The following is a 21,307-nucleotide window of genomic DNA, read 5'->3' on the forward strand; positions in this document are numbered from 1 at the left end:
CGACATCCCGGCGATACGACGGAAGGCGATACGGCTGATGGAGGCCCGGATGGACGAGACGCGCACCGACCTGCTGATGCGGGTGGAGGGGATGACCTGCGACGGCTGCGCCGCCGCGGTGACCCGCACGGTGAAGCGGATCGATCCCGCGGCCGACGTGCAGGTCGACCGGGACGCCGGGCGGGTGGCGATCCGCACCGGCGCGCAGGCGCTCACCCTCGCCGAGGCCCTGACCAAGGCCGGCTACACCGCGACGGCCATGACGGGCTGACGCCGAGTCGGGTCCCGGAACGCCGGATCCGGGGTGTCGGGCTGCGGCGGCAGATGTCGCGGCGCTCCATCGTCCTGGCCAAGCCGTCTTCCTGGCCAAGCCGTCTTCCTGGCCAAGCCGTCTTCCTGGCCAAGCCGTCATCCTGGCCAAGCAGGCATCCTGACCGAGCAGGTATCGGGACGATGATGGCCGGCCTCCGAGGAACCCCGCTCAGGAGCGGCTCAGGAACATCCCCGTCAGCAGCAGGGCGAAGCCCGCGAGGCCGAACAGCCCTTCCTTGCGCTGGGTGCGGTCGAGGAAATGGGCGGCGGCGCCGGCCGCGCAGCAGGCGGCCCCCAGACCGATCGTCAGGGACGACATGTCGAATCTCCTCATCCCGCGTCGCCCCGCGACGCGGCGAAACAGCCCCTCTCGTGAGCCTGCCGGACGGCGCTGTCCGTTCAGGATGAAGTCACGGCGCAAGACTTGCACGGTCCGGGGTGACTGGCAAGCGACGATAGCCAAGTCCTCACGCATCCTTCACGAGCAATGCTTGAGGTGACGATAGATCTCGGCGCTTCGATCGCACCGAATATCGTATCCATTTCCGGCTTCGACCGGTGACCTGGACGGAGGCCGCGTCTGGCGAAGGACGACGGGGACGCGTTGACCGCCGCGCCCGCCCCCGCTTAGACCTCCCGGAAGAACCGCCGCCCCCGGGCTCCAGTCCGGAGGACAGCGGGTGTGCGTCACCCGCATCCGCGGCGGGATGTCTGCGAAAGGCTGCTCGTCACCCCATGCTCACCACCTCCTCCGCCCGGTTCGACGTCGCGGTCGTCGGCGGCGGCCATGCCGGCGTCGAGGCCGCGGCCGCGGCGGCGCGCTGCGGCGCGCGCACGGCGCTGGTCACCCACGATCCGGCGACGATCGGGGCGATGTCGTGCAACCCGGCCATCGGCGGTCTCGGCAAGGGCCATCTCGTCCGCGAGGTCGACGCCCTGGACGGGCTGATGGGCCGCGTCGCCGACGCGGCGGGCATCCAGTTCCGCCTGCTCAACCGCCGCAAGGGGCCGGCGGTGCGCGGCCCCCGGACCCAGGCCGACCGCAAGCTCTACGCCGCCGCCATGCAGGCCGCCGTCGCCGAGACCGCGGGGCTCACGGTGATCGCGGGCGCCTGCGAGGATCTGACCTTCGACGCGGATGGCCACCTCTGCGGCCTCGGTCTGGCGGATGGGCGCACCCTCGCCTGCGGCGCAGTGGTGCTGACCACCGGCACCTTCCTGCGCGGGCTGATCCATATCGGCGAGCGGCAGATCCCGGCGGGCCGGGTCGGTGAGGCGCCGGCGATCGGGCTGGCACAGACCCTCGACCGCCTCGGCCTTCGCCTCGGACGCCTGAAGACCGGCACGCCCCCGCGCCTCGACGGACGGACCATCGATTGGTCGGGCCTGGAGATGCAGGAGGCCGACGCCGAGCCGGTGCCGTTCTCGACGCTCACCGAGCGGATCACGACGCCACAGATCCGCTGCGGCATCACCCGGACGAGCCAGGCCGTCCATGACTTGATCCGCGCCAACCTGCACCGCTCGCCGATGTATTCCGGCGGGATCGCCAGCCGGGGCCCGCGCTACTGTCCGTCGATCGAGGACAAGGTCGTGCGCTTCGGCGACCGGGAAGGGCACCAGATCTTCCTGGAGCCCGAAGGCCTCGACGATCCGACGATCTACCCGAACGGCATCTCCACGGCGCTGCCGGAGGAGGTCCAGCACGATCTCGTCCGCCTGATCCCCGGGCTGGAGCGGGCCGCGATCCTCCGGCCGGGCTACGCCATCGAGTACGATTACGTCGATCCCCGGGAACTCGATGTCGGCCTGCAGGTGAAGCGCCTGCCGGGCCTGTTCCTGGCCGGCCAGATCAACGGCACCACGGGCTACGAGGAGGCAGCCGGCCAGGGGCTGGTAGCCGGCCTCAACGCCGCCCGGCACGCGGGCGGCCGCGGCATCGTGGGCTTCGACCGGGCCGAGTCGTATCTCGGCGTGATGATCGACGACCTCGTGACCCAGGGGGTCAGCGAGCCCTACCGGATGTTCACCTCGCGCTCGGAGTATCGGCTGTCCCTGCGGGTCGACAATGCCGACGCCCGGCTGACGCCGCGGGGGATCGCGCTGGGCTGCGTCGGCGGAGACCGGGCGGCCCATTATGCGGCCGGACAGGCGGCCCTGGACGAAGCCCGCGCCCGCCTCGAAGCCGTGAGCCTGACGCCGAGCCAGGCCGCGTCCCATGGGATCAGCCTGAACCGCGATGGCATCCGCCGCACGGGCTTCCAGCTGCTGGCCTATCCGGAGATCGCGTGGTCCGATCTGGCGGCGGTGTGGCCGGACCTCGCGGATGTCGCCCCGCGGATCGCCGACCGGATGAAGACAGACGCTACCTACGCGGTCTATCTCGATCGTCAGAACGCGGACATCGCGGCCTTCCGCCGGGACGAGGCGGTGCGCCTGCCGCCGGCCCTGGATTACGCGACGATCAGCGGGCTCTCCAACGAAATGCGGGTGAAGCTCGAGACCGTGCGCCCCGGGACCCTCGGACAGGCGGCGCGGATCGAGGGCGTGACGCCAGCGGCCCTGACCCTGCTGGCCGCGCATGCGCGGCGCGGCGCCCGATCGGTCCCGGTCGCGGCCCCCGTGGACCCGCTTTCGGCATGAGCGATCCGGATCGCGCCCGCGTCCTCGCGGCTTCCGGTGTTTCACGTGAAACAGCCGAGCGGCTCGACCTCTACGTGGCCCAGCTGCGGCGCTGGCAGCCCATCAAGAACCTCGTCGGCCCGGCGACGCTGACGGAGGTCTGGAGCCGCCATATCGACGATGCGCTCCAGCTGCTCGACCTGGCACCGGAGGCGCGCACGTGGCTCGATCTCGGCTCCGGCGCGGGCATCCCCGGCCTGATCCTGGCCATCGCCGGCCAGGAGCGCGGCATCCGGGTGGACCTCGTGGAGAGCAACGCGCGCAAATGCGCCTTCCTCACCGAGACCGCACGGCTCACCGGAGCCCCGGCCCGGGTGCGCAACGCCCGGATCGAGGCGGTGATCGGGGACTATGTCGGCACCGACGTGGTCTGCGCCCGCGCCCTCGCGCCGATGACGCAGCTCCTCGCCTGGACCGAGCCTCTGTTGAAAACGGGCACCACCGGACTGTTTCCGAAGGGCCGGGACGTACAAGCCGAATTGACCCAGGCCGGCGCGCAGTGGACAGTCGTTAACGACCTCGTGCCGAGCCGGACCGATTCCGAAGCCCGGATCGTGCGCGTCACTGCCCTCGCCGCCCCGAGCCACCGATGAGCGAAGCGATCCTCGGCGATTCCGCCGACCGGTCCATGGATTCATCCATGCGACGCCCTCTGCGCGTTCTGGCGCTCGCCAACCAGAAGGGCGGCGTCGGCAAGACCACGACGGCGATCAACCTCGGCACCGCCCTGGCGGCGATCGGCGAGGATGTGCTGGTGATCGATCTCGATCCGCAGGGCAACGCCTCCACGGGTCTCGGGATCGACCGCGCCAAGCGCAGGGTCTCGACCTACGAGGTCATGGCCGGCGAAGCCTCCCTGGCGCAGGCCGTGGTCCCCACGGCGGTGCCGCGGCTGTCCCTGGCGCCCTCGACCATGGACCTCCTCGGCCTGGAGCTGGAACTGGCCACCCTGCCCGACCGGGCGCACCGGCTGCGCAGCGTCCTGAAGAGCCTGACCCAGGCGCCGAGCCTCAGCCGGATCAGCTACGTGCTGATCGACTGCCCGCCCTCGCTCAACCTGCTGACCATCAATGCCCTGGCGGCGGCCGACGCGGTGCTGGTGCCGCTGCAATGCGAGTTCTTCGCCCTGGAAGGCCTCAGCCAGCTGCTGCGCACCGTCGAGCAGGTCCGCGGCGCCCTGAACCCGAAGCTGACGATCCAGGGCATCGTGCTGACGATGTTCGACCCGCGCAACAACCTCTCCGCCCAGGTGGTGGCGGATGTGCGCGGGTTCATGGGCGACAAGGTCTACGAGACCGTGATCCCGCGCAACGTCCGGATCTCCGAGGCGCCCTCGCACGGCAAGCCGGCGCTGCTGTACGACCTGAAATGCGCCGGCAGCCAAGCCTACCTGCGCCTCGCCTCGGAGGTGATCCAGCGCGAGGGCCGGGTTCCGGCCGCGGCCTGATTGATTTGAGCCCCCTCCGGTTCGAAGAGGGGGAGTGTGGAGCGTGACACGGGTGGCGATCATGGCGGAGGAGGGGGCGAAGCCTCGACTGGGGCGCGGGCTCGCGGCGCTGATCGGCGATTTCAACGAGGCGGGCCGTGGGTCGGCCAAGGCCGAGGAGCAGCGCAAGGTTCCGATCGAGTTCCTGCGTGCCAACCCGCGCAACCCGCGCCGGAGCTTCGCCGAGACGGAGCTGTCGGAGCTCGCGGTCTCGATCGGCCAGCGGGGCATCATCCAGCCGATCGTGGTGCGGCCGATCGGCGACGTGCCCGGCACCTTCGAGATCGTGGCCGGCGAGCGGCGCTGGCGGGCGGCCCAGCGCGCCGGCCTCGACGAGGTGCCGGTGGTGGTGGTCGAGATCGACGACCGGGGCTCCCTGGAATTCGCCATCCTGGAGAACGTCCAGCGCACCGACCTCAACGCGATCGAGGAGGCGTCCGGCTACGAGCGCCTGATGAAGGATTTCTCGTACACGCAGAAGGAGCTGGCCGAGATCCTCGGCAAGAGCCGCAGCCATCTGGCCAACACGCTCCGGTTGCTCAACCTGCCGCTCTCCGTGCAGGAGCGGGTCTCCGCCGGCGAGCTGACCGCCGGTCATGCCCGCGCCCTGCTGGCCGTGCGCGATCCCGAGGCGACGGCGCGCCGCGTCGTGGCCGAGGGTCTGTCGGTCCGGGACGTGGAGGCCATCGCCTCCGCGGAGGCCGCGCCGGCCGAGGCACCCCGCCCCGGGCGCCCGCGCCTCTCGGCCGAGCGCCCCGCGCCGGTGCGCGATCTGGAGTTGCGGATCCACCGGGCGCTCGGCGTCCCGGTTTCCTACAAGCCGAAGGACGCCGATTCGGGCGAGATCCGCATCCGCTACGAGACGAAGGACGAGCTTCAGGCCCTGCTCAACCGGTTCAAGGTCTCGGACGCCTGATCGGGCCCCCCTGCCCTGCCGGTGGCGCTCGCGGGTCCGAGCGCGTGCCGTATCGGTGGCCGGAGCGCGTGTGCCGCCCGGCCCAGAGTTGGGACATGCGGGCCGGTCCGCAGTCCGGATGACCGGGGAGCCGGACCTTGGCGGACGGTACCAGCGCGGCGGCTCGGAAATTCGGCGCCGACCGGGCCGGCGAATACGCGCAGCAGAGCCGGATCGCCCTGGCTGGCTACGAGGCCTGCCATGAGCTCGCCGCCTGCATGCTTGCCGCCGTCCTGGGCAGCGGCACGCCTGCGCGGCTGCTGATCGTCGGGGCGGGCGGGGGTGGCCCGGAGATCGTCACTGCGGCGGCCCTCGAGCCCGGCTGGCGCTTCACCGCCGTCGACCCGTCTAGCGCCATGATGGATCTCACGATCGCGCGGCTGGAGCAGGACGGTCTCCACGACCGGACCGAGATCGTCCTCGGAACGGTGGATGCCCTCCCCCAGGACGCGGTCTACGACGCCGCGACTCTGATCGGCGTGCTGCACCATCTGCCGGGCAACGCGGAGAAACGGGCGATCCTGCGGGCCATTGCCGGGCGCCTGAAGCCGGGCGCGCCTCTGGTGCTCGCCGGCAACCATTACGCGTATGCAAGTCAGCCCCTGCTGCTTGCGGCCTGGGGCGAACGCTGGCGCCAGCACGGCGCCAGCGCCGACGCGATCGAGGCCCGACGCGGGAAGATCCTGCAGGGGGCCGATCCGCCCCATTCCGAGGCGGCCGTCGCGGCCCTGCTGGATGCCGCCGGCTTCGCGCCTCCGACCCGCTTCTTTTCCAGCCTGTTCTGGGGCGCGTGGCTCGCGCTGCGCCGTGCCGGAAGCGCCGACGGCGCCTGAGCCCGGACTAGCGCCGCCGCCGCGCCCCCGCCTCCGCGACCCGCAGGAGGGCCGCCGAGGCCAGGGCGTGGGCCAGGTCGGGCTCCGCCCGCCGGCAGGCCAGGACCGCCGCCTGCAGGGCCGCGACGGCCTGCCGGAGGGTGCCGGGCGGCCAGGCGCCGAGCTGGCCCTCGATGCTGGCCTTGCGCTTGAAATGCAGGCCGCGCCACGTCGCGACCATCATGGCGGGCGTCTTGCCGGGATTGTCGAGCCGGGTGGTGAGCAGCGTCAGGGCGTGCCGCAGCGCCGAGCCCAGCACCACGCCGGGGTCGAGGCCCTCGTGCCGGAAGCGGCGGTAATCGCGCTCCACCGCGTCGCGGCGGCCGTCGAAGGCGGCATCGATCAGGGTGTTGAGCACGCTCGCCGCGACGTCGCTGGTGATCGCCTCCACATGGTCGAGGGTCACGGTCTTGTCCCCTCCCCCCTCGCCCCCGGCGTAGAGGGCGAGCTTCTCGATCTCCATCAGGCTCGCCCGGCGGTCGCCGCCGAGGCTGCGGGCCAGAACCTCCCGGGCGGCCCGGTCGATGCGCAGGCCACGCTCCTGAAGGGTGCGCTCGATCAGGTCCGAGAGGGTCCGCTCGTCGTCGGCGTAGCAGGGGATCGCCAGCGCCTTCGGAGAGCGCTCGCACAGGGTGCGGAGCGGGTTGTTCTTGGCGAGATCCCCGGCCTCGACGACGATGCGGGCGTCGGCAACCGTCGCGCCGAGCACCGCCTCGACGGCGGGGGCGTAATTGCGGGTGCCCGGGCGGACCCAGATCGACCGGCGGCCACCGAACAGGCCCATCGTCCCGGCCTCGTCGCACAGCCGGCCCGGATCGGCCGCCAGGGCGTCGCCGTCGATCCGAACCAGCGCGAAGGGATCGGCCGGGTCGTCGACGAAATCCTCGGCGAGCTTCCGGGCCCGCTCGGTGACCAGCCCGGTATCCGGCCCGTAGACGAGGATGACGGGGATGCGCGGATCGGGTCCGCGCCGGATCAGCCCCTCGATCTCACCCGCCTTGACCGCCGTCACGTCGGATTACGGCTTCGTCGAGAGCACGGCGGCGAGGCGGCTCTTGATCTGATCGGACAGCACGCTCGCCAGCCGGATCTCGGCGTCCCGCGCCGCCCGTTGGCTGGCGAAGCGCTGGACCGAGCGATCGTAGGTCGCGGTCGAGGTGGCCACGCCCTCGGTATAGACCTTGGCGCCGCTCATATCCTCGAGGCTGTACTTGATGTTGGCCACCAGGGTGCCGGCCTCGGCGCGGCCGGTGGTGGAGGAGACGATCGGGGTCTGCACGATCTCGGAGCCCGACAGCTTCAGCCGGTAGCGCTTGGTCGCCGGATGACCGGACCCGTCGAGATCGAAGACCAGTTCGCTGCGCAGGTAATGGCCGAGGCGCTCCTGCCCCTGGGCCATCGCCACGTCGTCGACCTGGACCGAGGCGAGCAGCGCCTGGACGGACTCGCCCGATGCGGTCGGCCCGTAGAGCGGCCGAAAGCAGGCCGAGAGGCTCAGCGCCAGGCCGGTCGCGCAGGCGAGGCGGACGATCCGCCCCGCGATGGAAACTCCCGAACCCACCATCCGCCGTCGTTCCGCCCCCGCTTGTCGGATCGTTCTAGCGCGGACACGGCATGCCGCGCCACGACGCTAGGGGGCAAACGTTACGATTCCTCTGCGGCAAGAGCGTGATCGTCCGGTTTCCGAATGTCATGCCGCGGCGGGAGAGAAATCCGATGACCGGCCGCAAATCCTAGGCGATCGCCGACAGGTAGGCCGAGACCGTGACGATCGCCAGCACCGTCGAGACCAGCACCACGGTGGCGGTCAGGTCGGCCTCGCGCCGGTAGAACTCCGCCAGCATGAACGGTCCGGTTCCCGTGGGGAGGGCGGCCATGAGCACCGCGGTGTGCAGCAGGAGCGGGGGCAGGTCGAACAGGTAGCGGCCGAGGCCGTAGGCCAGCAGCGGATGAAGGGCGAGCTTGAGGCCGACGAGGAGCGCGGCGGTCCGCCCCTGCCCGCCGCCGGCGTGACGGGTCTGGGCCAGGAACAGGCCGAGCGCCACCAGGGCGCAGGGCGCGGCCGCGCCGCCGAGGAGCTTCAGGAAGGTCTCCGCGGATTCCGGCACGGTCAGTCCGGCACTCGGCACGAGGGCGCCCAGCGCCGGCGCCACCAGAAGCGGGTTGCGCATGAGCGAGCGGCCGACCGACCGCCAGACGGGCATGCGGGGGCCGCTGCGGCCCGACGCGGCCGCCTCGCGCCGCAGCCCGGTCTCGATCAGCACGATGGCCACCGCAAACACGCCGCAGACCGTCAGGATCGCCGCCACCGTGGTGGGGGCGAGCGCCTCGGGCCCGAAGGCGACCAGCGCCAGGGGGAACCCCATGAAGCCGGTATTGGCGTAGCCGGCGTTGAGCCCGTCCACCGCGGCATCGGCCAGCGGCCGCCCCTCCCCGCGCCGGATCAGCACGGTGAGGGCGAAGACCGCGAGGCTGCTGAGACCGAAGGCGCCGATGAAGCCGGGCTTCCAGATGGCGCTCCAATGGGCGTGGGCGGTGACGTCGAACAGGAGGGCCGGCAGGGCCAGGAAGACCACGAACCGGTTGAGTTCGGTGGTGGCGGCGGCGCCGAGCACGCCGATCCGGCGGGCCAGCCAGCCGGCGAAGATCAGCGCGAAGATCGGCAGCACGACCAGCACGGTCGAGAGCATGGCGGGTCCGGGTCGGAGGACGATGCTCCGGCCTTAGGACGGTTTGCGGGGCCATCTCCAGTGCCGGGGGCGGGGACCTGCCATGCCGCGGCCCCCGCTCAAAGGACCTACCAGCGGTAGATCAGGCTGCCGATGACCGTCGCGGGCGCGCCGCGATAGCAGTTCCCGAACGCGCAGGTGTTATAGGTCCGGTCAAAGATATTGTAGGCGTTAACCTGCGCGCGCAGCCCCTGATACTTCGGATCGATCGCCGCGAAATCGTAGGCCACCAGAGCGTCGTAGAGCGTTACAGTCGGGTTCCGCACCGTATTGTCGTCGTCAGCGAAGCTCGTGCCGATGTAGCGGATGCCACCGCCCACCGTCAGCCCGCGCAACGGCGAATATGTCGGGAACGCGTAGGTCAGGAACGACGTGTAGGTGTCGCTGGGGATGCCAGAAACGCGGTTTCCATCCTGCGTGGCGCCCGTAAACGAGGTCTGGCTCAGGAAGCGGAAATCCAGGTGGGTGTAGGCGATCGTCAGGTTCGTGCCCGGAGCGAGGTTGGCCGTGGCCTCGGCCTCGAAGCCGCGGGACCGCACGGAGCCGGTGGCCGCCTGGAAGGCGAGGTTGGTCGGGTCAGTCCGCAGGATGCTCGACTGCACGATGTCGAATCCCGCGAAAGCGGTCTGAATGTTGGTCCCGGGGATCAGGTACTTTACACCCGCCTCGATCTGGTCACCCGTCGCCGGCTTGAAAGCTTGGCCGCGCACATCCGTGCCCACCTGCGGCGTGAAGGTCGTGGCATAGCTGGCATAGGGCACGAGGCCGGGCGCCAGGAGATAGTTCAGGCCGACCCGGCCGGTGAAGGCGGTGTTGTCCTGGCTCGTCACCGCGCTGACGGGTGAGGTCCGGTTATCCTGGAAGACCCAGTCATGACGGCCGTTCAGCGTCAACACGAAGTCGCCGAACTTGGCCTGATCCTGGAGGTAGACGCCGATCTGGTCCTGGGCTTGGCGCGTCGGGCTCGCGAGAACGGGTGTCGGGATGAATTGTTGGCCGTAATTCTGGGTGATTAGGTTGAGAGACGGCGCAGAACCGGCGCCGAACCGGTTGCTCAGGCCATAATGGGCGTAATCCACACCGGCCACGAGGGTATGGGAGATCGGGCCCGTGGTGACGTGCGCCTCGAGCTGGTTATCCAGAGTCTGCTGGACCAATCCCTCGCGGATGTAGCCGGTCGATCGGGTACCGATGGTGCGTGCCTCGTTGATCGAATCGATTCCGGTGTACTTCGCGCTCAGGAAGACCCCGTAGTGCCGAAAGTTCTGACGGAAGATCAGGTCGTCCGAAAAGCGGTGCTCGAAAGCGTAGCCGACACGGTATTGCGTCTGATCGAGCCCGGCAAAGCGGGGGTCGCCGCTGTAATACTTGGTAACGCGGAAGCCGGGATCATTGTAGTAGAACACCGTCGCCGGCGTATTCCGGACCTGAAATTCGCTCAGAAACGTGAAGGTCGTATCGGCCGAGGGCTTCCACGTGAAAGCGGGGGCGATGTTGAGCTGGTCGTCGTTCGTGCCGCGGCCGATGAAGGTCCCCGCCTCCCGACGCACACCCGTCAGGCGGTAAGCCATGGTGCCGCCGGTGCCCTCGATCGGTCCGCCGAGATCGAAATTGCCCTGGAAGCGATCAAAGCTCCCCGACTGGAACCAGACTTCGCCGAACGGCGCGAAGACCGGCCGCTTCGACGTGGCGTCGAGGATGCCACCCGGTGAGCCGAGACCGTACAGGCCGGAGGCCGGTCCGCGCAGAACGGTGACGGATTCCAAGCCATAGGGCTCGATGCGCGGGAAGATGAAGCCGCTCCCGATCTGACGCAGGCCATCGCGATAGGTGCCCTGGTTGGAGAGCACATCGAAGCCGCGGATGAAGATCTGATCGAAGCGCGGGTCGAAGCCGGACACGTTGATGGTCGCGCCTGGAACGTAGGCGAGCGCGTCGCTGAAGCTCTGCACGTTGCGGTCGTTGAGCTGCTCGCGGGTGACCACGGAGACCGATTGCGGGGTCTCGATCAGGGGCGTGTTGGTCTTCGTGGCGGTCGGGCTCACCCGCGCCACGTAGCCGGTGATGCCGGAGGGCCCGCCGCCGCCGCCGCTGGTGGCGGCGCTGCCGCCGTCACCGCCGCTGACATTGCCGCCGCCGCCGCCGGATCCCGTCGGAGCCGCCACGGCCGGCCGGGCGGCCTCCACGGAGATCTCGTTGAGCTGCACGGCGGTCTCTTGCGCGGCAGCCGCCGGGGCGAGGGCAATCGTGGTCAGCGCCGTGGTGGCGAGCAGCAGGCCGGACTGGGCGATACGGAATGACATCGGAGACCCCGAAACGCGCCCTTACGCGGCGCCTGGGGTCCACGTACCATCGTTCACGGGTCCTTGAGCAAGCCGAAAACGTGTTGTAAATCACACACTTAGAAGACTTCAAATCTGGAACGGTTCGAGCCTAGAACTCGAGCGGCGGCTCCCGCAGGGCGTCAGCCTCCCGGGTACAGGCAGCCTGATCCGGCACCGTCCCGGCGCCCGCCATGGCGCTCCGGAGCTCGGCCCGAGCCCGGTCGAGGTCCGCCCGGAAGGTTGCATCCCCCATCAGGGCGGCGAAGACCGCGGTGCCGGTGAGGCGTCCCGCCGCCACGTCGCTGAGCCAGTGCACGCCGCAGACGATCCGGCTCTCGCCATAGGCCCGGCCGCGGGTCAGGATCGGCGTCGCCTTCTCGGGAACCAGGGATGCGAGAATCAGCGCGTAGGCCCACCCCTGGGTGGCGTGCCCGGAGGGATAACTGAAGCTGTCGGCCAGGGCCTGGCTGCGCTGCACGCAGATCGGCGCCTCGTTGCCCACGAACGGGCGCAGGCGGCGGTAATGGACCTTGGGGCCCCGCGTCGCCCGGGCGAGGTCGAGGCGGGCGCGCTCCAGGAGGTTGATCACCGCCGGCACCCGCGCCTGATCGATCCGGGTGCCGAGGACGCAGGCGAAATTCTCCAGCACCGCCGCCGCGCCCTCCGCGACGTCGTTGGCGGCCAGGTCCCAACGGGCCGTTCCCTTGAGGACACGGGTGCTGTTGAAGGCCGCCCGGTCGGCCTTGTCGAGGGGCGCGTCGTGGGCCGGCGGGGCCGGCAGGATCTGGACGGCGTCCGGCACCGCCGCATCCGCCAGGTAGGGCTTCACGGCCGGCTTGCCGGGCTTCAGCGTCTCGGCGCCCAGGGACGGGGCTGCAGGGGTCATCGCCGGGGGGTGATGGGGCGCATCCTCAGCCCGGGCCGCGACGGCCAGGAGGAGGGCGAGGGCGGCCGGGGCGAGGAGGGGGAGGGACGGCGTGCGCAGCATCGGATCCGGGGCTCTATCGGATGGAATCTGCGGGGCGCGCCCGCTGCCGGACGAACGGCTCAGCCGGCCCATCCAGTCCCTGCACAGGCGCCCTCTTCTGTCCAGGGTGACGGTGCCGATCCGCGCCGACTGTCACGCGTGATCGCGCCCCCGCCGCATTCACGCCGCCCGGATCGCGGCGGCCACGGCGCCCGGATGCTCCTCGTGCGGGCTCAGGGCGCCGGGGATCGCGGCGCCGGTCACGCGGCCGCCGGCGATGAGGGCGTCCATCTCGGCGCCCGAGCGCCGGGGTGCGCCCTCGGGCCGCAGCACCAGGGTCGGCGGCAGGCCGTCGCCGAACAGGGCCAGGAAGGCGTCGCGGCTGCCCACCGGATCGAGGCCTCCGGTGACGAAGGCGGCGGTGCCGAACCGGCCGTTGCGCTGGCGGGTGATGGCGTGCTTGTCGCGGACCAGAGCCGGGGTCACCCGGGCGGCGTCGGCATAGACATGGGCGCGCATCATCCGGCCGATGATCGGTGGGCTGATGTTGATGCGGTAGAGCGCCTCGCCGAGGAGCGGCGCCTCCACGGCGCGGCGGATGCGCGGGAACCAGTGCGCCCGTCCCGGCATCGCGGTGGGCAGCGGCCCCCGCCAGGTCGGCGCCACCAGGACCAGGCGCGCGAAGGCCTGCGGATGGCGCCGCGCCGCCGCCACGAGGTAGCCGGCGGCATGGCCGGCCGCGACGCCGAGCGCGTACGGGCCGGGGGCAGCGGCGAGCAGGGCGTCGAGGAAGGCGTGGAAGGTCGCGGGGGCGAGGGGCACCCGCGTCCGCGGCCTCGCGCCGAAACCGGGCCAGTCGGGCACGAGGCAGCGATACGCGGTTCCCAGGTCGCGGGCGAGGTCCCGCATCTCGGCGCGCGCCGAGATGGTCGACAGGGCCGGGAGCAGGAGGGCGTCCGGCCCTGCTCCGAACACGTCGCAGGGAGTCGGCACCGGCCGGCCCGCCACCGTGAGGTTCAGCTCCAGCGTCTCCATCGCGCTCCCGCCAAGCACGCTCCCGCCCAGTCTCAGGACATCAGGTGCGCAGCAGCTCGTTGATGGCGGTCTTCGACCGGGTGCCGGCATCGACGCGCTTGACGATCACCGCGCAGTAGAGGCCCGGGCCGGGCGATCCGTCCGGGAGCGCCTTGCCGGGCATCGTGCCCGAGACGACCACGGAGTAGGGCGGCACGCGGCCGTACATCACCTCGCCGGTGGTCCGATCGACGATCTTGGTGGAGGCGCCGATATACACGCCCATGGACAGGACGCTGCCCTGGCCGACGATGACGCCCTCCGCCACCTCGGCGCGGGCGCCGATGAAGCAATCGTCCTCGATGATCACCGGGTTGGCCTGGAGCGGCTCCAGCACGCCCGCGATGCCGGCGCCGCCGGAGATGTGGCAGTTCTTCCCCACCTGCGCGCAGGAGCCGATCGTCACCCAGGTGTCGACCATCGTGCCCTCGCCCACATGGGCGCCGAGATTGACGAAGCTCGGCATCAGCACGGCACCGGGGGCGATGTAGGAGCCCCGGCGGACGAAGCAGCCCGGCACGGCGCGCAGGCCCGCGGCGCGGAACTCGGCCTCGCCCCAGCCGGCGAATTTCGACGCGACCTTGTCCCACCAGGGCGCGCCGCCGGGGCCGCCCTCGATCGTCGCCATGTCGTTGAGGCGGAAGGAGAGCAGCACCGCCTTCTTCAGCCACTGGTTGACCACCCAGTCGTGGTTGCCGCTCTTCTCGGCGACCCGTGCCTTGCCCGAATCGAGCAGCTCCAGGGCCGTCTCGACCGCCTCGCGCACCGCCCCCTGGGTGGCGGTCGAGATGTTGGCGCGGTCTTCCCAGGCGGCTTCGATGGTCTGGGCGAGATCGGAATGGGGCAGGCCGGCCTGGGACATGGAACGGGTCAGAACTCTTGCGGCGGGAGCCCGTGCTTACAAGCGGCCATCGGAGCTGTCACCTGAGGAGATGCCGTCGATGACCTCGAGGAGCCCGCGCACCTGATCGAGATCGGTCACCAGCCCGGCGAGGTCGTCCGCCAGGGTGTCGTGGACGGCCTGCGCGGCCGCGGGGAATTCCTCCAGCACCCGGCGCATCAGCATCGGCGTGATGCGCATCACCGCGGCGCTCCCCTCGGCCCGGGCCTCGGTCGGGCGGGTCCCGCGCACGAACAGGGCGAGCTGGCCGATCAAGGCGGAGCGCCCGGCCCGCACCGGCTCGGCCCCCGGGGACCGGGGTGCCAGCCGGATCGTCCCGGCCATCACCACGAAGCCGCCATCGGCCGGATCGCCGCGGGAAAACAGCAGGTCGCCGTCCGCGAGGTCGCGGCGCTCCGCCGCGAAGGTCAGCAGGCGCAGGGCATCCCGGTCGAGGAAGCCGAACAGCGGTGCGGCCGCGAGGATCGCGATGTCGTCGTCGAGCCCCAAGAACGCCTCACCACCCTGCGCATACGCGAACCTGCCGGATCGCCTACACGTAAAGCTTCAATTCGTCAGGGCAGCAACTTGTATCCGCCCCCCTCGGTCACGAGGATCGCGGCGGTGGCGGGGTTCGGCTCGATCTTCTGGCGCAGCCGGTAGATATGCGTCTCCAGCGTGTGCGTGGTCACCTGGGCGTTGTAGCCCCAGACCTCGGCGAGGAGGGTGTCGCGGTTCACCACGGCCCGGCCCGCCCGGTAGAGGAAGCGCAGGATCGCGGTCTCCTTCTCGGTGAGCTTCAGCTTCGAGCCGCGCTCGCCGACGAGGAGCTTGGCCCCCGGCCGGAACGTGTAGGGGCCGATCTGGAACACCGCGTCCTCGGAGGCCTCATGGCTGCGCAGGTGGGCGCGGATCCGGGCCAGCAGGATGCCGAACTTGAACGGCTTGGTGACGTAGTCGTTGGCGCCGGCCTCCAGCCCCTCGACATGGTCCGCCTCGGAATCCTGGGCGGTCAGCATGATCACCGGGCCGCGGAAGCCGCCGGCCCGCATCCGGCGCACGGCCTCGCGCCCGTCGAGGTCGGGCAGGCCGACATCCATCACGGCGAGGTCGATGCGCTCGGCGGCGACCCGTCGGATCGCGTCCGTGGCGTTGGCTTCGGTGAAGACCGTGAACTCGTCGCAGAGATCGAGCTGCTCGGTGAGAGTATCGCGCAGGATCGCGTCGTCGTCGCAGATCAGCAGGCGGTAGGCATTCGGCATCGTCCGGGGCCCCAGAGCAGGCTGCGGGAGAGGCGGGGGCCGCCTGCCGGGTGCAGCATGCGATGACGTCAGGATCTCGGCAGGATCGCGGCGCGACTCTACCGAGGCTTGTGTTTCCGCATCCTTTCGCCGCCGCGGCAATCGCCGCGGTGAACGGGCTGCGGGATCGGGGCGCACCGCTTCAGGATCAAGGCGTCGGACCCCACGGCGAGGCGGTGGGCTGGCTCCCGAATCCCGGCTCGGCGGCCCGGGTTCAACCGAGAAATAGAGCGCCCTTTGTGGCCGGAAGTTGCCTTGCGCGCAATTTTTCACCGGTTCGGAGTACGGATCTCGGGCATAAGGCGCGCCGGACCGGGTGGATTCGGGAGGACGGAGATGCGGCGGCCGAGCAGGGGACCCGTCCGCCTGACCCTGGGGGACATCCGCGTGCGGGCCACGGTGGGGGACCGGCGGCGCGGGCAGCTTCTCGTCGGCCCGGCGGTGATCCCCTGCGCCCTCGGGGCGGGCGGGATCGTGATCGACAAGCGCGAGGGCGACGGCGGCTCGCCGCGCGGGCGCTTCCGCCTGCGGGCCGGCGCCTACCGGCCCGATCATCTCGGGATCCGGCCGCGCACGCTGCTGCCCCTGCGGGCGACCCGGCCCGACGACGGCTGGTGCGACGAGAGCCGGGACCGCCGCTACAACCGGCCGATCCGCCTGCCGGCCCCCGAGATCAGCGCCGAATCGATGTGGCGCGGCGACGGGCTCTACGACGTGGTGATCGATCTCGACTACAACCGCGCCCCGATCCGGAAGGGGCGGGGCTCGGCGATCTTCCTGCACATCGCCCGGGACGGCTACCGCCCGACGGAGGGCTGCGTCGCCCTGGCCCGGGCCGACCTGCTGCGGCTGCTGCGCCGCCTCGGGCCGCGGACGCATCTGCGGATCGGCTGAGGCCCGACCTCAGGCTCAGGCCTTCCGGGTCCGGGCCCCGAAGATCGCGGTCCCGACCCGGACATGGGTGGCGCCGAGCTGGATCGCCGCGGGGAAATCCGCGCTCATGCCCATGGAGAGGATCGGCAGGTTGTGGGCCTTCGCGAGCCGGGCCAGCAGGGCGAAATGGGCCGAGGGCGGATCCTCCGCCGGCGGGATGCACATCAGCCCCTGAATGGCGAGGCCGTGGGTCTCCTGGCATTCGGAGAGCAGGGTGTCGAGTTGATCCGGGAGCACGCCGCCCTTCTGCGGCTCTGCGCCGGTATTGACCTGGATCAGAAGCTTCGGCGTCCGGCCGGACCGGTCGATCTCCTTGGCCAGCGCCGCCGCGAGCGACAGCCGGTCGAGGGAGTGGATCACGTCGAACAGGGCGACCGCCTCCCGGGCCTTGTTGGATTGCAGCGGCCCGACGAGGTGCAACTCGACATCCGGGTAGCGGGCCCGGAGGTCCGGCCATTTCGCTACGGATTCCTGGACGTAGTTCTCGCCGAAGACCCGCTGTCCGGCCTTGAGCGCCGGCAGGATGCCCTCGGCCGGCACGGTCTTGGAGACGGCCACGAGCTGGACCGTGGCCGGATCGCGCTCCGAATCCTCGGCGGCCCGGGCGATGGCCGCCCGGACCTCGGCGAGACCCGCGGCGACATCGGCCTGCCCCACCGGAAGCTTCGCGGTCACATGCCCCATCCCGTCGGTGGGAGGCGCGCTGGGTTCGGTCTTCGCGTCGTCCATGGCCTTGCCTGTCCTGTCGCTGCCGGGCGGCGGTCCGCGCATCCCCGCTGCCGTGATTCTCGAGGGGACGGTCATCCTGTCCAACCCCCTCATCCTGAGATGCCGAAGCGCCGCGGAGGCCTCGAAGGAGGGTCCCGGCCGTCCGCCACCCTGCAGCCCGCCGTCGAGGCGGCGGCGCCGCGTCTCAGGATGAGGGGGTTGGATGGGATCGCTCCGGCGCGACCCCGCCTCATGTCCCGCCTCTCCCTGTCCGACCTATGCGTTCGCGCGCCCCGCGCAAGCCCGAATCGCGCGCTGCGTTGACCGGCTGCGGCGCAGATATGCTATCGCGGCGCGACCGTGCCGTGGTCATCCTTCGGAATGACCGACGAGCCCCTGACCCAGCCGGATCCATGACCAGCACCGCCCCCCAGCCCGTCGAGCGCTACAACGCCAAGGATGCCGAGCCGCGCTGGCAGGAAGCCTGGGCTGAGAGGCGCCTGTTCGAGACCGACAATTCCGACAGCCGTCCGAAATACTACGTTCTTGAGATGTTCCCCTATCCGTCGGGGCGCATCCACATGGGCCATGTCCGCAACTACGCGATGGGCGACGTCGTCGCCCGCTACAAGCGCGCCCGCGGCTTCAACGTGCTGCACCCGATGGGCTGGGACGCCTTCGGCCTGCCGGCCGAGAACGCCGCCATGGAGCGCAAGGTCAACCCGCGGGACTGGACCTACGCCAACATCGCGTCGATGCGCGACCAGTTGAAGGCCATGGGCCTGTCGCTGGACTGGAGCCGGGAGATCGCGACCTGCGATCCCGACTATTACAAGCATCAGCAGCGCATGTTCCTGGACTTCTTGGCGAAGGGCCTCGTGACCCGCCGCACCGCCAAGGTGAACTGGGACCCGGTGGACCACACCGTGCTCGCCAACGAGCAGGTGATCGACGGGCGCGGCTGGCGCTCCGGCGCCCTGGTGGAGCAGCGCGAGCTGACCCAGTGGTTCTTCAAGATCACCGACTTCGCCGAGGACCTGCTGACCGCGCTGGACGGGCTGGACCGCTGGCCGGAGAAGGTCCGGCTGATGCAGAAGAACTGGATCGGCCGCTCGGAGGGCCTGGAGGTTCTTTTCGCACTTGTTCCGGATGCCCACGCCGCAGCGGCCCAACGTGCGGCGGATGGGGTCCTCCGTGACATCAAGGTCTACACCACGCGGCCCGACACCCTGTTCGGCGCCAAGTTCCTCGCCGTGGCCGCCGATCATCCGCTGGCGGCAGCGGTTGCCGCAACAAACCCCGCTCTCCAGGCCTTCATCGAAGAATGCCGGCGCACGGGCACGGCCCAGGCGGCGATCGACACGGCGGAAAAACTCGGCTTCGACACCGGCCTCACCGTCCGCCATCCCCTGGACCCGTCCTGGACGCTGCCGGTCTACGTGGCGAATTTCGTGCTGATGGAATACGGCACCGGCGCGGTGTTCGGCTGCCCGGCGCACGACCAGCGCGACCTCGATTTTTCGAACAAGTACGGGCTCGGCAACACGCCGGTGGTCTGCCCCGAGGGGCAGGATCCGGCGACCTTCGTCATCACCGACACCGCCTATGTCGAGGACGGGCGGATGATCAATTCGCGCTTCCTCGACGGCATGAGCACCGGGGAGGCCTTCGAGGCCGTGGCGCGGCGCCTGGAAGGGGAGGGGATCGCCAAGCGCAAGGTCCAGTTCCGCCTGCGCGATTGGGGCGTCTCCCGCCAGCGCTACTGGGGCTGCCCGATCCCGATCATCCACTGCGAGTCCTGCGGCCCGGTCCCGGTTCCGGTGTCAGACCTGCCGGTGAAGCTCCCCGAGGACGTCTCCTTCGATCAGCCCGGCAACCCGCTGGAGCGCGACGCGGCGTGGCGGAACGTGCCCTGCCCGCAATGCGGCGCGCCGGCCCGGCGCGAGACCGACACGATGGACACGTTCGTCGATTCGTCCTGGTACTACGCCCGCTTCACCGCGCCCTGGCTCACGGACGCGCCCACCGACCGCGCCGTGGTCGATCGCTGGCTGGCGGTGGACCAGTATATCGGCGGCATCGAGCACGCGATCCTGCACCTGCTCTACGCCCGGTTCTTCATGCGGGCGATGCGCGAGACCGGCTGGGCCGGCGTCTCCGAGCCCTTCGCCGGCCTGTTCACGCAGGGCATGGTCGTCCACGAAACCTACAAGGACGCGGCCGGCGCCTGGGTGCCCCCGGCCGAGATCCGCTTCGCCACGGAGGAGGGCGAGCGCCGCGCGTTTCACGTGAAAACTCAGGCGCCGATCACGATCGGTGCCATCGAGAAGATGTCGAAGTCGAAGAAGAACGTGGTCGACCCCGACGACATCATCGCGAGCTATGGGGCCGACACGGCGCGCTGGTTCATGCTCTCCGACTCGCCGCCGGAGCGCGACGTGATCTGGACCGAGGAGGGCGTGCAGGGCGCGGCCCGCTTCGTCCAGAAGGTCTGGCGGCTGGTCAACGCGGCCGTGCAGGCGACCGGCGACGGCGCCGCGGACCTGCCCCTGCGCAAGGCCGCCCACCGGGCGCTGGCCTCCGTGCAGGACGATATCGAGCGCCTGCGCTTCAACCGCTGCGTCGCCCACATCTACACCCTGGCCAACGCCCTGGAGGATGGCCTGCGCGGGCCGGTCTCGGGACAAGCGGCGCGGGAGGCCGCCGGCATCCTGGTCCAGCTCATCGCCCCGATGATGCCGCACCTCGCCGAGGAGTGCTGGTCCGTCCTCGGCCGCGGCGGCCTCGTGGCCCAGGCGCCCTGGCCCGAGACCGAGGCGGGGCTCCTCGTCGAGGACGAGATCACCTTGCCGGTCCAGATCAACGGCAAGAAGCGTGCGGACGTCATCGTGCCGCGCGATGCCGACGCCAAGGCTGTGGAGGCCGCGACCCTGGCGCTGGAGGCGGTCCAGAAGGTCCTGGAGGGCAAGGCGCCCCGCAAGGTCATCGTCGTGCCGGGGCGGATCGTGAACCTGGTGGTGTGAGGCGTCGATCTGCCGATCCCATCCGGAATCGACTCCATCCCACCCTCCATCCTCATCCTGAGGTGCCGGAGCGCAGCGGAGGCCTCGAAGGAGAGCTCCCGCCAGCCGGGCGATCCCGGGTGCCCTCCTTCGAGGCCCGCCGAGGCGGGCACATCAGGATGAGGGCACGGGTGAGGTCAGCGGATTCCAGGGCGAGGACGGCTCTGCCGGGCCTCTGTCACAGCGCCAGGTTGACGAAGGCCTCAGCGCGCCGCGTGACGCACCTCAAGGCGCCGCCAGCTCCGGGTCCTGCCCGCTGGCTTCCAGACCGCGCCGCACCAGTCCGTCCCGCTTCGCCTGCGCGATGAACGCGGCGAGGTAGGCGGCCCCGGCCGCGCGTCCGACCGGCAGGCCCATGGCCTGCGGGATCTCCATGAAGTGCCCCGGCAGCAATCGCACCTCCGGATGCGCCGCCGCGTAGGCGGCCAGCGGCTGATGCACGCCCGCCGCCACCTCCAACCCGTCCCGCGCGAAGGCCGTCACCGCCTCGGCCGAGGTCGGTGCCCGCACCAGGGCCGCGTGCGTCAGGGCGCGGGTCAGGAACAGGTCGTAGGCGCTGCCGCGCCCCACCGAGACGCGCACGCCGTCGCGATCCACCGCCTCCGGGGACCGGAGCGGCGAGGCGTCCGGCACGAGGTAGCTGCCGGCGATCAGCACGTAGGGCTCGGTGAAGCTGATCCCCTCGGCGCGCTTGGGGTCGATCGCCAGGAAGCAGATGTCCCAGGTTCCGGAGCCCGCCGAGCCCGAAACCGCGCCCGCTCCCGGATAGGTGATGAACGCCACCGGCACCCCGAGCCGCGCCGCCAGGGCCCGGGCCAGATCCACCGAGACCCCCGCGGGCCCGTCCGGGCCTCCCTGAGCGAGCACCGGGTTGCCGAGATTGATCGCCGCCCGGAGCGTGCCGGTGGGGGCGAGGTCGTGCAGGACCGTCGGATCGGGTGCCATCGGTCTCGTCTCGGCATGTGCGGCGGCGGGGAGCAGCAGCAGGAGGAGGGCTGCGCGGATCCACATGACGGTCGCTC

Annotated in this window: 20 protein-coding genes; 8 read left to right on the top strand and 12 right to left on the bottom strand. The window is 70.8% G+C overall.

Features of this window, described 5'->3' with window-relative positions:
• Positions 1 to 49: 49 nt before the first annotated feature.
• Positions 50 to 271: a heavy-metal-associated domain-containing protein gene (locus MCBMB27_RS17730; RefSeq protein WP_043353346.1), complete on the top strand. Its 222-nt coding sequence runs from the start codon at positions 50 to 52 to the stop codon at positions 269 to 271.
• A 210-nt stretch (positions 272 to 481) separates the two neighbouring features.
• Here MCBMB27_RS17730 and MCBMB27_RS30260 read toward each other — a convergent pair whose 3' ends face one another.
• Complete coding sequence (locus tag MCBMB27_RS30260) at positions 482 to 631, bottom strand: hypothetical protein (protein ID WP_164706362.1); 150 nt, start codon at positions 629 to 631, stop codon at positions 482 to 484.
• A 416-nt stretch (positions 632 to 1,047) separates the two neighbouring features.
• On the opposite strand from MCBMB27_RS30260, the gene mnmG reads away from it, so the two are divergent.
• The 5 genes from mnmG to MCBMB27_RS17755 all read left to right on the top strand — a co-directional run bounded on the left by mnmG (position 1,048) and on the right by MCBMB27_RS17755 (position 6,268).
• Positions 1,048 to 2,955 (top strand): tRNA uridine-5-carboxymethylaminomethyl(34) synthesis enzyme MnmG, encoded by a 1,908-nt coding sequence (mnmG, locus tag MCBMB27_RS17735; protein WP_075380958.1) that lies wholly within the window; start codon positions 1,048 to 1,050, stop codon positions 2,953 to 2,955.
• Complete coding sequence (gene rsmG, locus MCBMB27_RS17740; RefSeq protein ID WP_075380959.1) at positions 2,952 to 3,587, top strand: 16S rRNA (guanine(527)-N(7))-methyltransferase RsmG; 636 nt, start codon at positions 2,952 to 2,954, stop codon at positions 3,585 to 3,587. The genes mnmG and rsmG overlap by 4 nt, the downstream gene beginning before the upstream one ends.
• Positions 3,584 to 4,441, top strand: a complete 858-nt coding sequence (locus tag MCBMB27_RS17745) for a ParA family protein (RefSeq protein WP_043354859.1) — start codon at positions 3,584 to 3,586, stop codon at positions 4,439 to 4,441. The genes rsmG and MCBMB27_RS17745 overlap by 4 nt, the downstream gene beginning before the upstream one ends.
• 61 nt (positions 4,442 to 4,502) lie before the next feature.
• On the top strand, positions 4,503 to 5,396 hold the full coding sequence (locus MCBMB27_RS17750) for a ParB/RepB/Spo0J family partition protein (RefSeq protein WP_053609629.1): 894 nt from the start codon (positions 4,503 to 4,505) through the stop codon (positions 5,394 to 5,396).
• Positions 5,397 to 5,533: 137 nt separating this feature from the next.
• On the top strand, positions 5,534 to 6,268 hold the full coding sequence (locus MCBMB27_RS17755) for a class I SAM-dependent methyltransferase (RefSeq protein WP_075380960.1): 735 nt from the start codon (positions 5,534 to 5,536) through the stop codon (positions 6,266 to 6,268).
• A 7-nt stretch (positions 6,269 to 6,275) separates the two neighbouring features.
• On the opposite strand, the gene holA is transcribed toward MCBMB27_RS17755, so the two are convergent.
• The 9 genes from holA to MCBMB27_RS17800 form a co-directional block, all read right to left on the bottom strand.
• Positions 6,276 to 7,319 (bottom strand): DNA polymerase III subunit delta, encoded by a 1,044-nt coding sequence (holA, locus tag MCBMB27_RS17760; protein ID WP_075380961.1) that lies wholly within the window; start codon positions 7,317 to 7,319, stop codon positions 6,276 to 6,278.
• 6 nt (positions 7,320 to 7,325) lie between these two features.
• Entirely contained in the window at positions 7,326 to 7,871 is a 546-nt protein-coding gene (locus MCBMB27_RS17765; RefSeq protein ID WP_043346867.1) for an LPS assembly lipoprotein LptE, read from the bottom strand.
• Between the two features lie 169 nt (positions 7,872 to 8,040).
• On the bottom strand, positions 8,041 to 8,997 hold the full coding sequence (locus MCBMB27_RS17770; protein WP_043346866.1) for an AEC family transporter: 957 nt from the start codon (positions 8,995 to 8,997) through the stop codon (positions 8,041 to 8,043).
• A gap of 107 nt (positions 8,998 to 9,104) precedes the next feature.
• Entirely contained in the window at positions 9,105 to 11,339 is a 2,235-nt protein-coding gene (locus MCBMB27_RS17775) for a TonB-dependent siderophore receptor (RefSeq protein ID WP_043384067.1), read from the bottom strand.
• 130 nt (positions 11,340 to 11,469) lie between these two features.
• A complete protein-coding gene (locus tag MCBMB27_RS17780) occupies positions 11,470 to 12,348 on the bottom strand; it encodes an acid phosphatase (RefSeq protein WP_043346862.1) in 879 nt (292 codons plus the stop codon).
• A 159-nt stretch (positions 12,349 to 12,507) separates the two neighbouring features.
• Positions 12,508 to 13,362 carry an alpha/beta fold hydrolase gene (locus tag MCBMB27_RS17785; RefSeq protein ID WP_043346860.1) on the bottom strand — a complete coding sequence of 285 codons (855 nt, stop codon included), beginning with the start codon at positions 13,360 to 13,362 and terminating at the stop codon, positions 12,508 to 12,510.
• A gap of 40 nt (positions 13,363 to 13,402) precedes the next feature.
• The gene (dapD, locus tag MCBMB27_RS17790; RefSeq protein WP_043384148.1) at positions 13,403 to 14,248 is read right to left on the bottom strand and encodes a 2,3,4,5-tetrahydropyridine-2,6-dicarboxylate N-succinyltransferase; all 846 of its coding nucleotides are present in this window, start codon (positions 14,246 to 14,248) and stop codon (positions 13,403 to 13,405) included.
• 51 nt (positions 14,249 to 14,299) lie between these two features.
• Entirely contained in the window at positions 14,300 to 14,791 is a 492-nt protein-coding gene (locus MCBMB27_RS17795; protein ID WP_043384073.1) for a cyclic nucleotide-binding domain-containing protein, read from the bottom strand.
• Positions 14,792 to 14,856: 65 nt separating this feature from the next.
• Positions 14,857 to 15,543, bottom strand: coding sequence for a response regulator transcription factor (locus MCBMB27_RS17800; protein ID WP_043346856.1), 687 nt, complete (start codon positions 15,541 to 15,543; stop codon positions 14,857 to 14,859).
• A 375-nt stretch (positions 15,544 to 15,918) separates the two neighbouring features.
• Here MCBMB27_RS17800 and MCBMB27_RS17805 point away from each other — a divergent pair, with 375 nt between their 5' ends.
• Positions 15,919 to 16,476: a L,D-transpeptidase family protein gene (locus MCBMB27_RS17805; RefSeq protein ID WP_043346855.1), complete on the top strand. Its 558-nt coding sequence runs from the start codon at positions 15,919 to 15,921 to the stop codon at positions 16,474 to 16,476.
• Positions 16,477 to 16,491: 15 nt separating this feature from the next.
• Here MCBMB27_RS17805 and MCBMB27_RS17810 read toward each other — a convergent pair whose 3' ends face one another.
• Positions 16,492 to 17,244 (bottom strand): YggS family pyridoxal phosphate-dependent enzyme, encoded by a 753-nt coding sequence (locus tag MCBMB27_RS17810; RefSeq protein ID WP_043346853.1) that lies wholly within the window; start codon positions 17,242 to 17,244, stop codon positions 16,492 to 16,494.
• 392 nt (positions 17,245 to 17,636) lie between these two features.
• Between MCBMB27_RS17810 and leuS the strand changes: the two genes are divergently transcribed.
• Positions 17,637 to 20,246 (top strand): leucine--tRNA ligase, encoded by a 2,610-nt coding sequence (leuS, locus tag MCBMB27_RS17815; RefSeq protein ID WP_075380962.1) that lies wholly within the window; start codon positions 17,637 to 17,639, stop codon positions 20,244 to 20,246.
• A gap of 264 nt (positions 20,247 to 20,510) precedes the next feature.
• Here the strand turns inward: leuS and MCBMB27_RS17820 are convergent, their stop codons facing one another.
• Positions 20,511 to 21,296 carry an ABC transporter substrate-binding protein gene (locus MCBMB27_RS17820; protein ID WP_078947139.1) on the bottom strand — a complete coding sequence of 262 codons (786 nt, stop codon included), beginning with the start codon at positions 21,294 to 21,296 and terminating at the stop codon, positions 20,511 to 20,513.
• Between the last annotated feature and the right edge of the window lie 11 nt (positions 21,297 to 21,307).

The sequence above is a fragment of the Methylobacterium phyllosphaerae genome, from assembly GCF_001936175.1.
GTDB classification, from domain to species: Bacteria; Pseudomonadota; Alphaproteobacteria; order Rhizobiales; family Beijerinckiaceae; genus Methylobacterium; species Methylobacterium fujisawaense.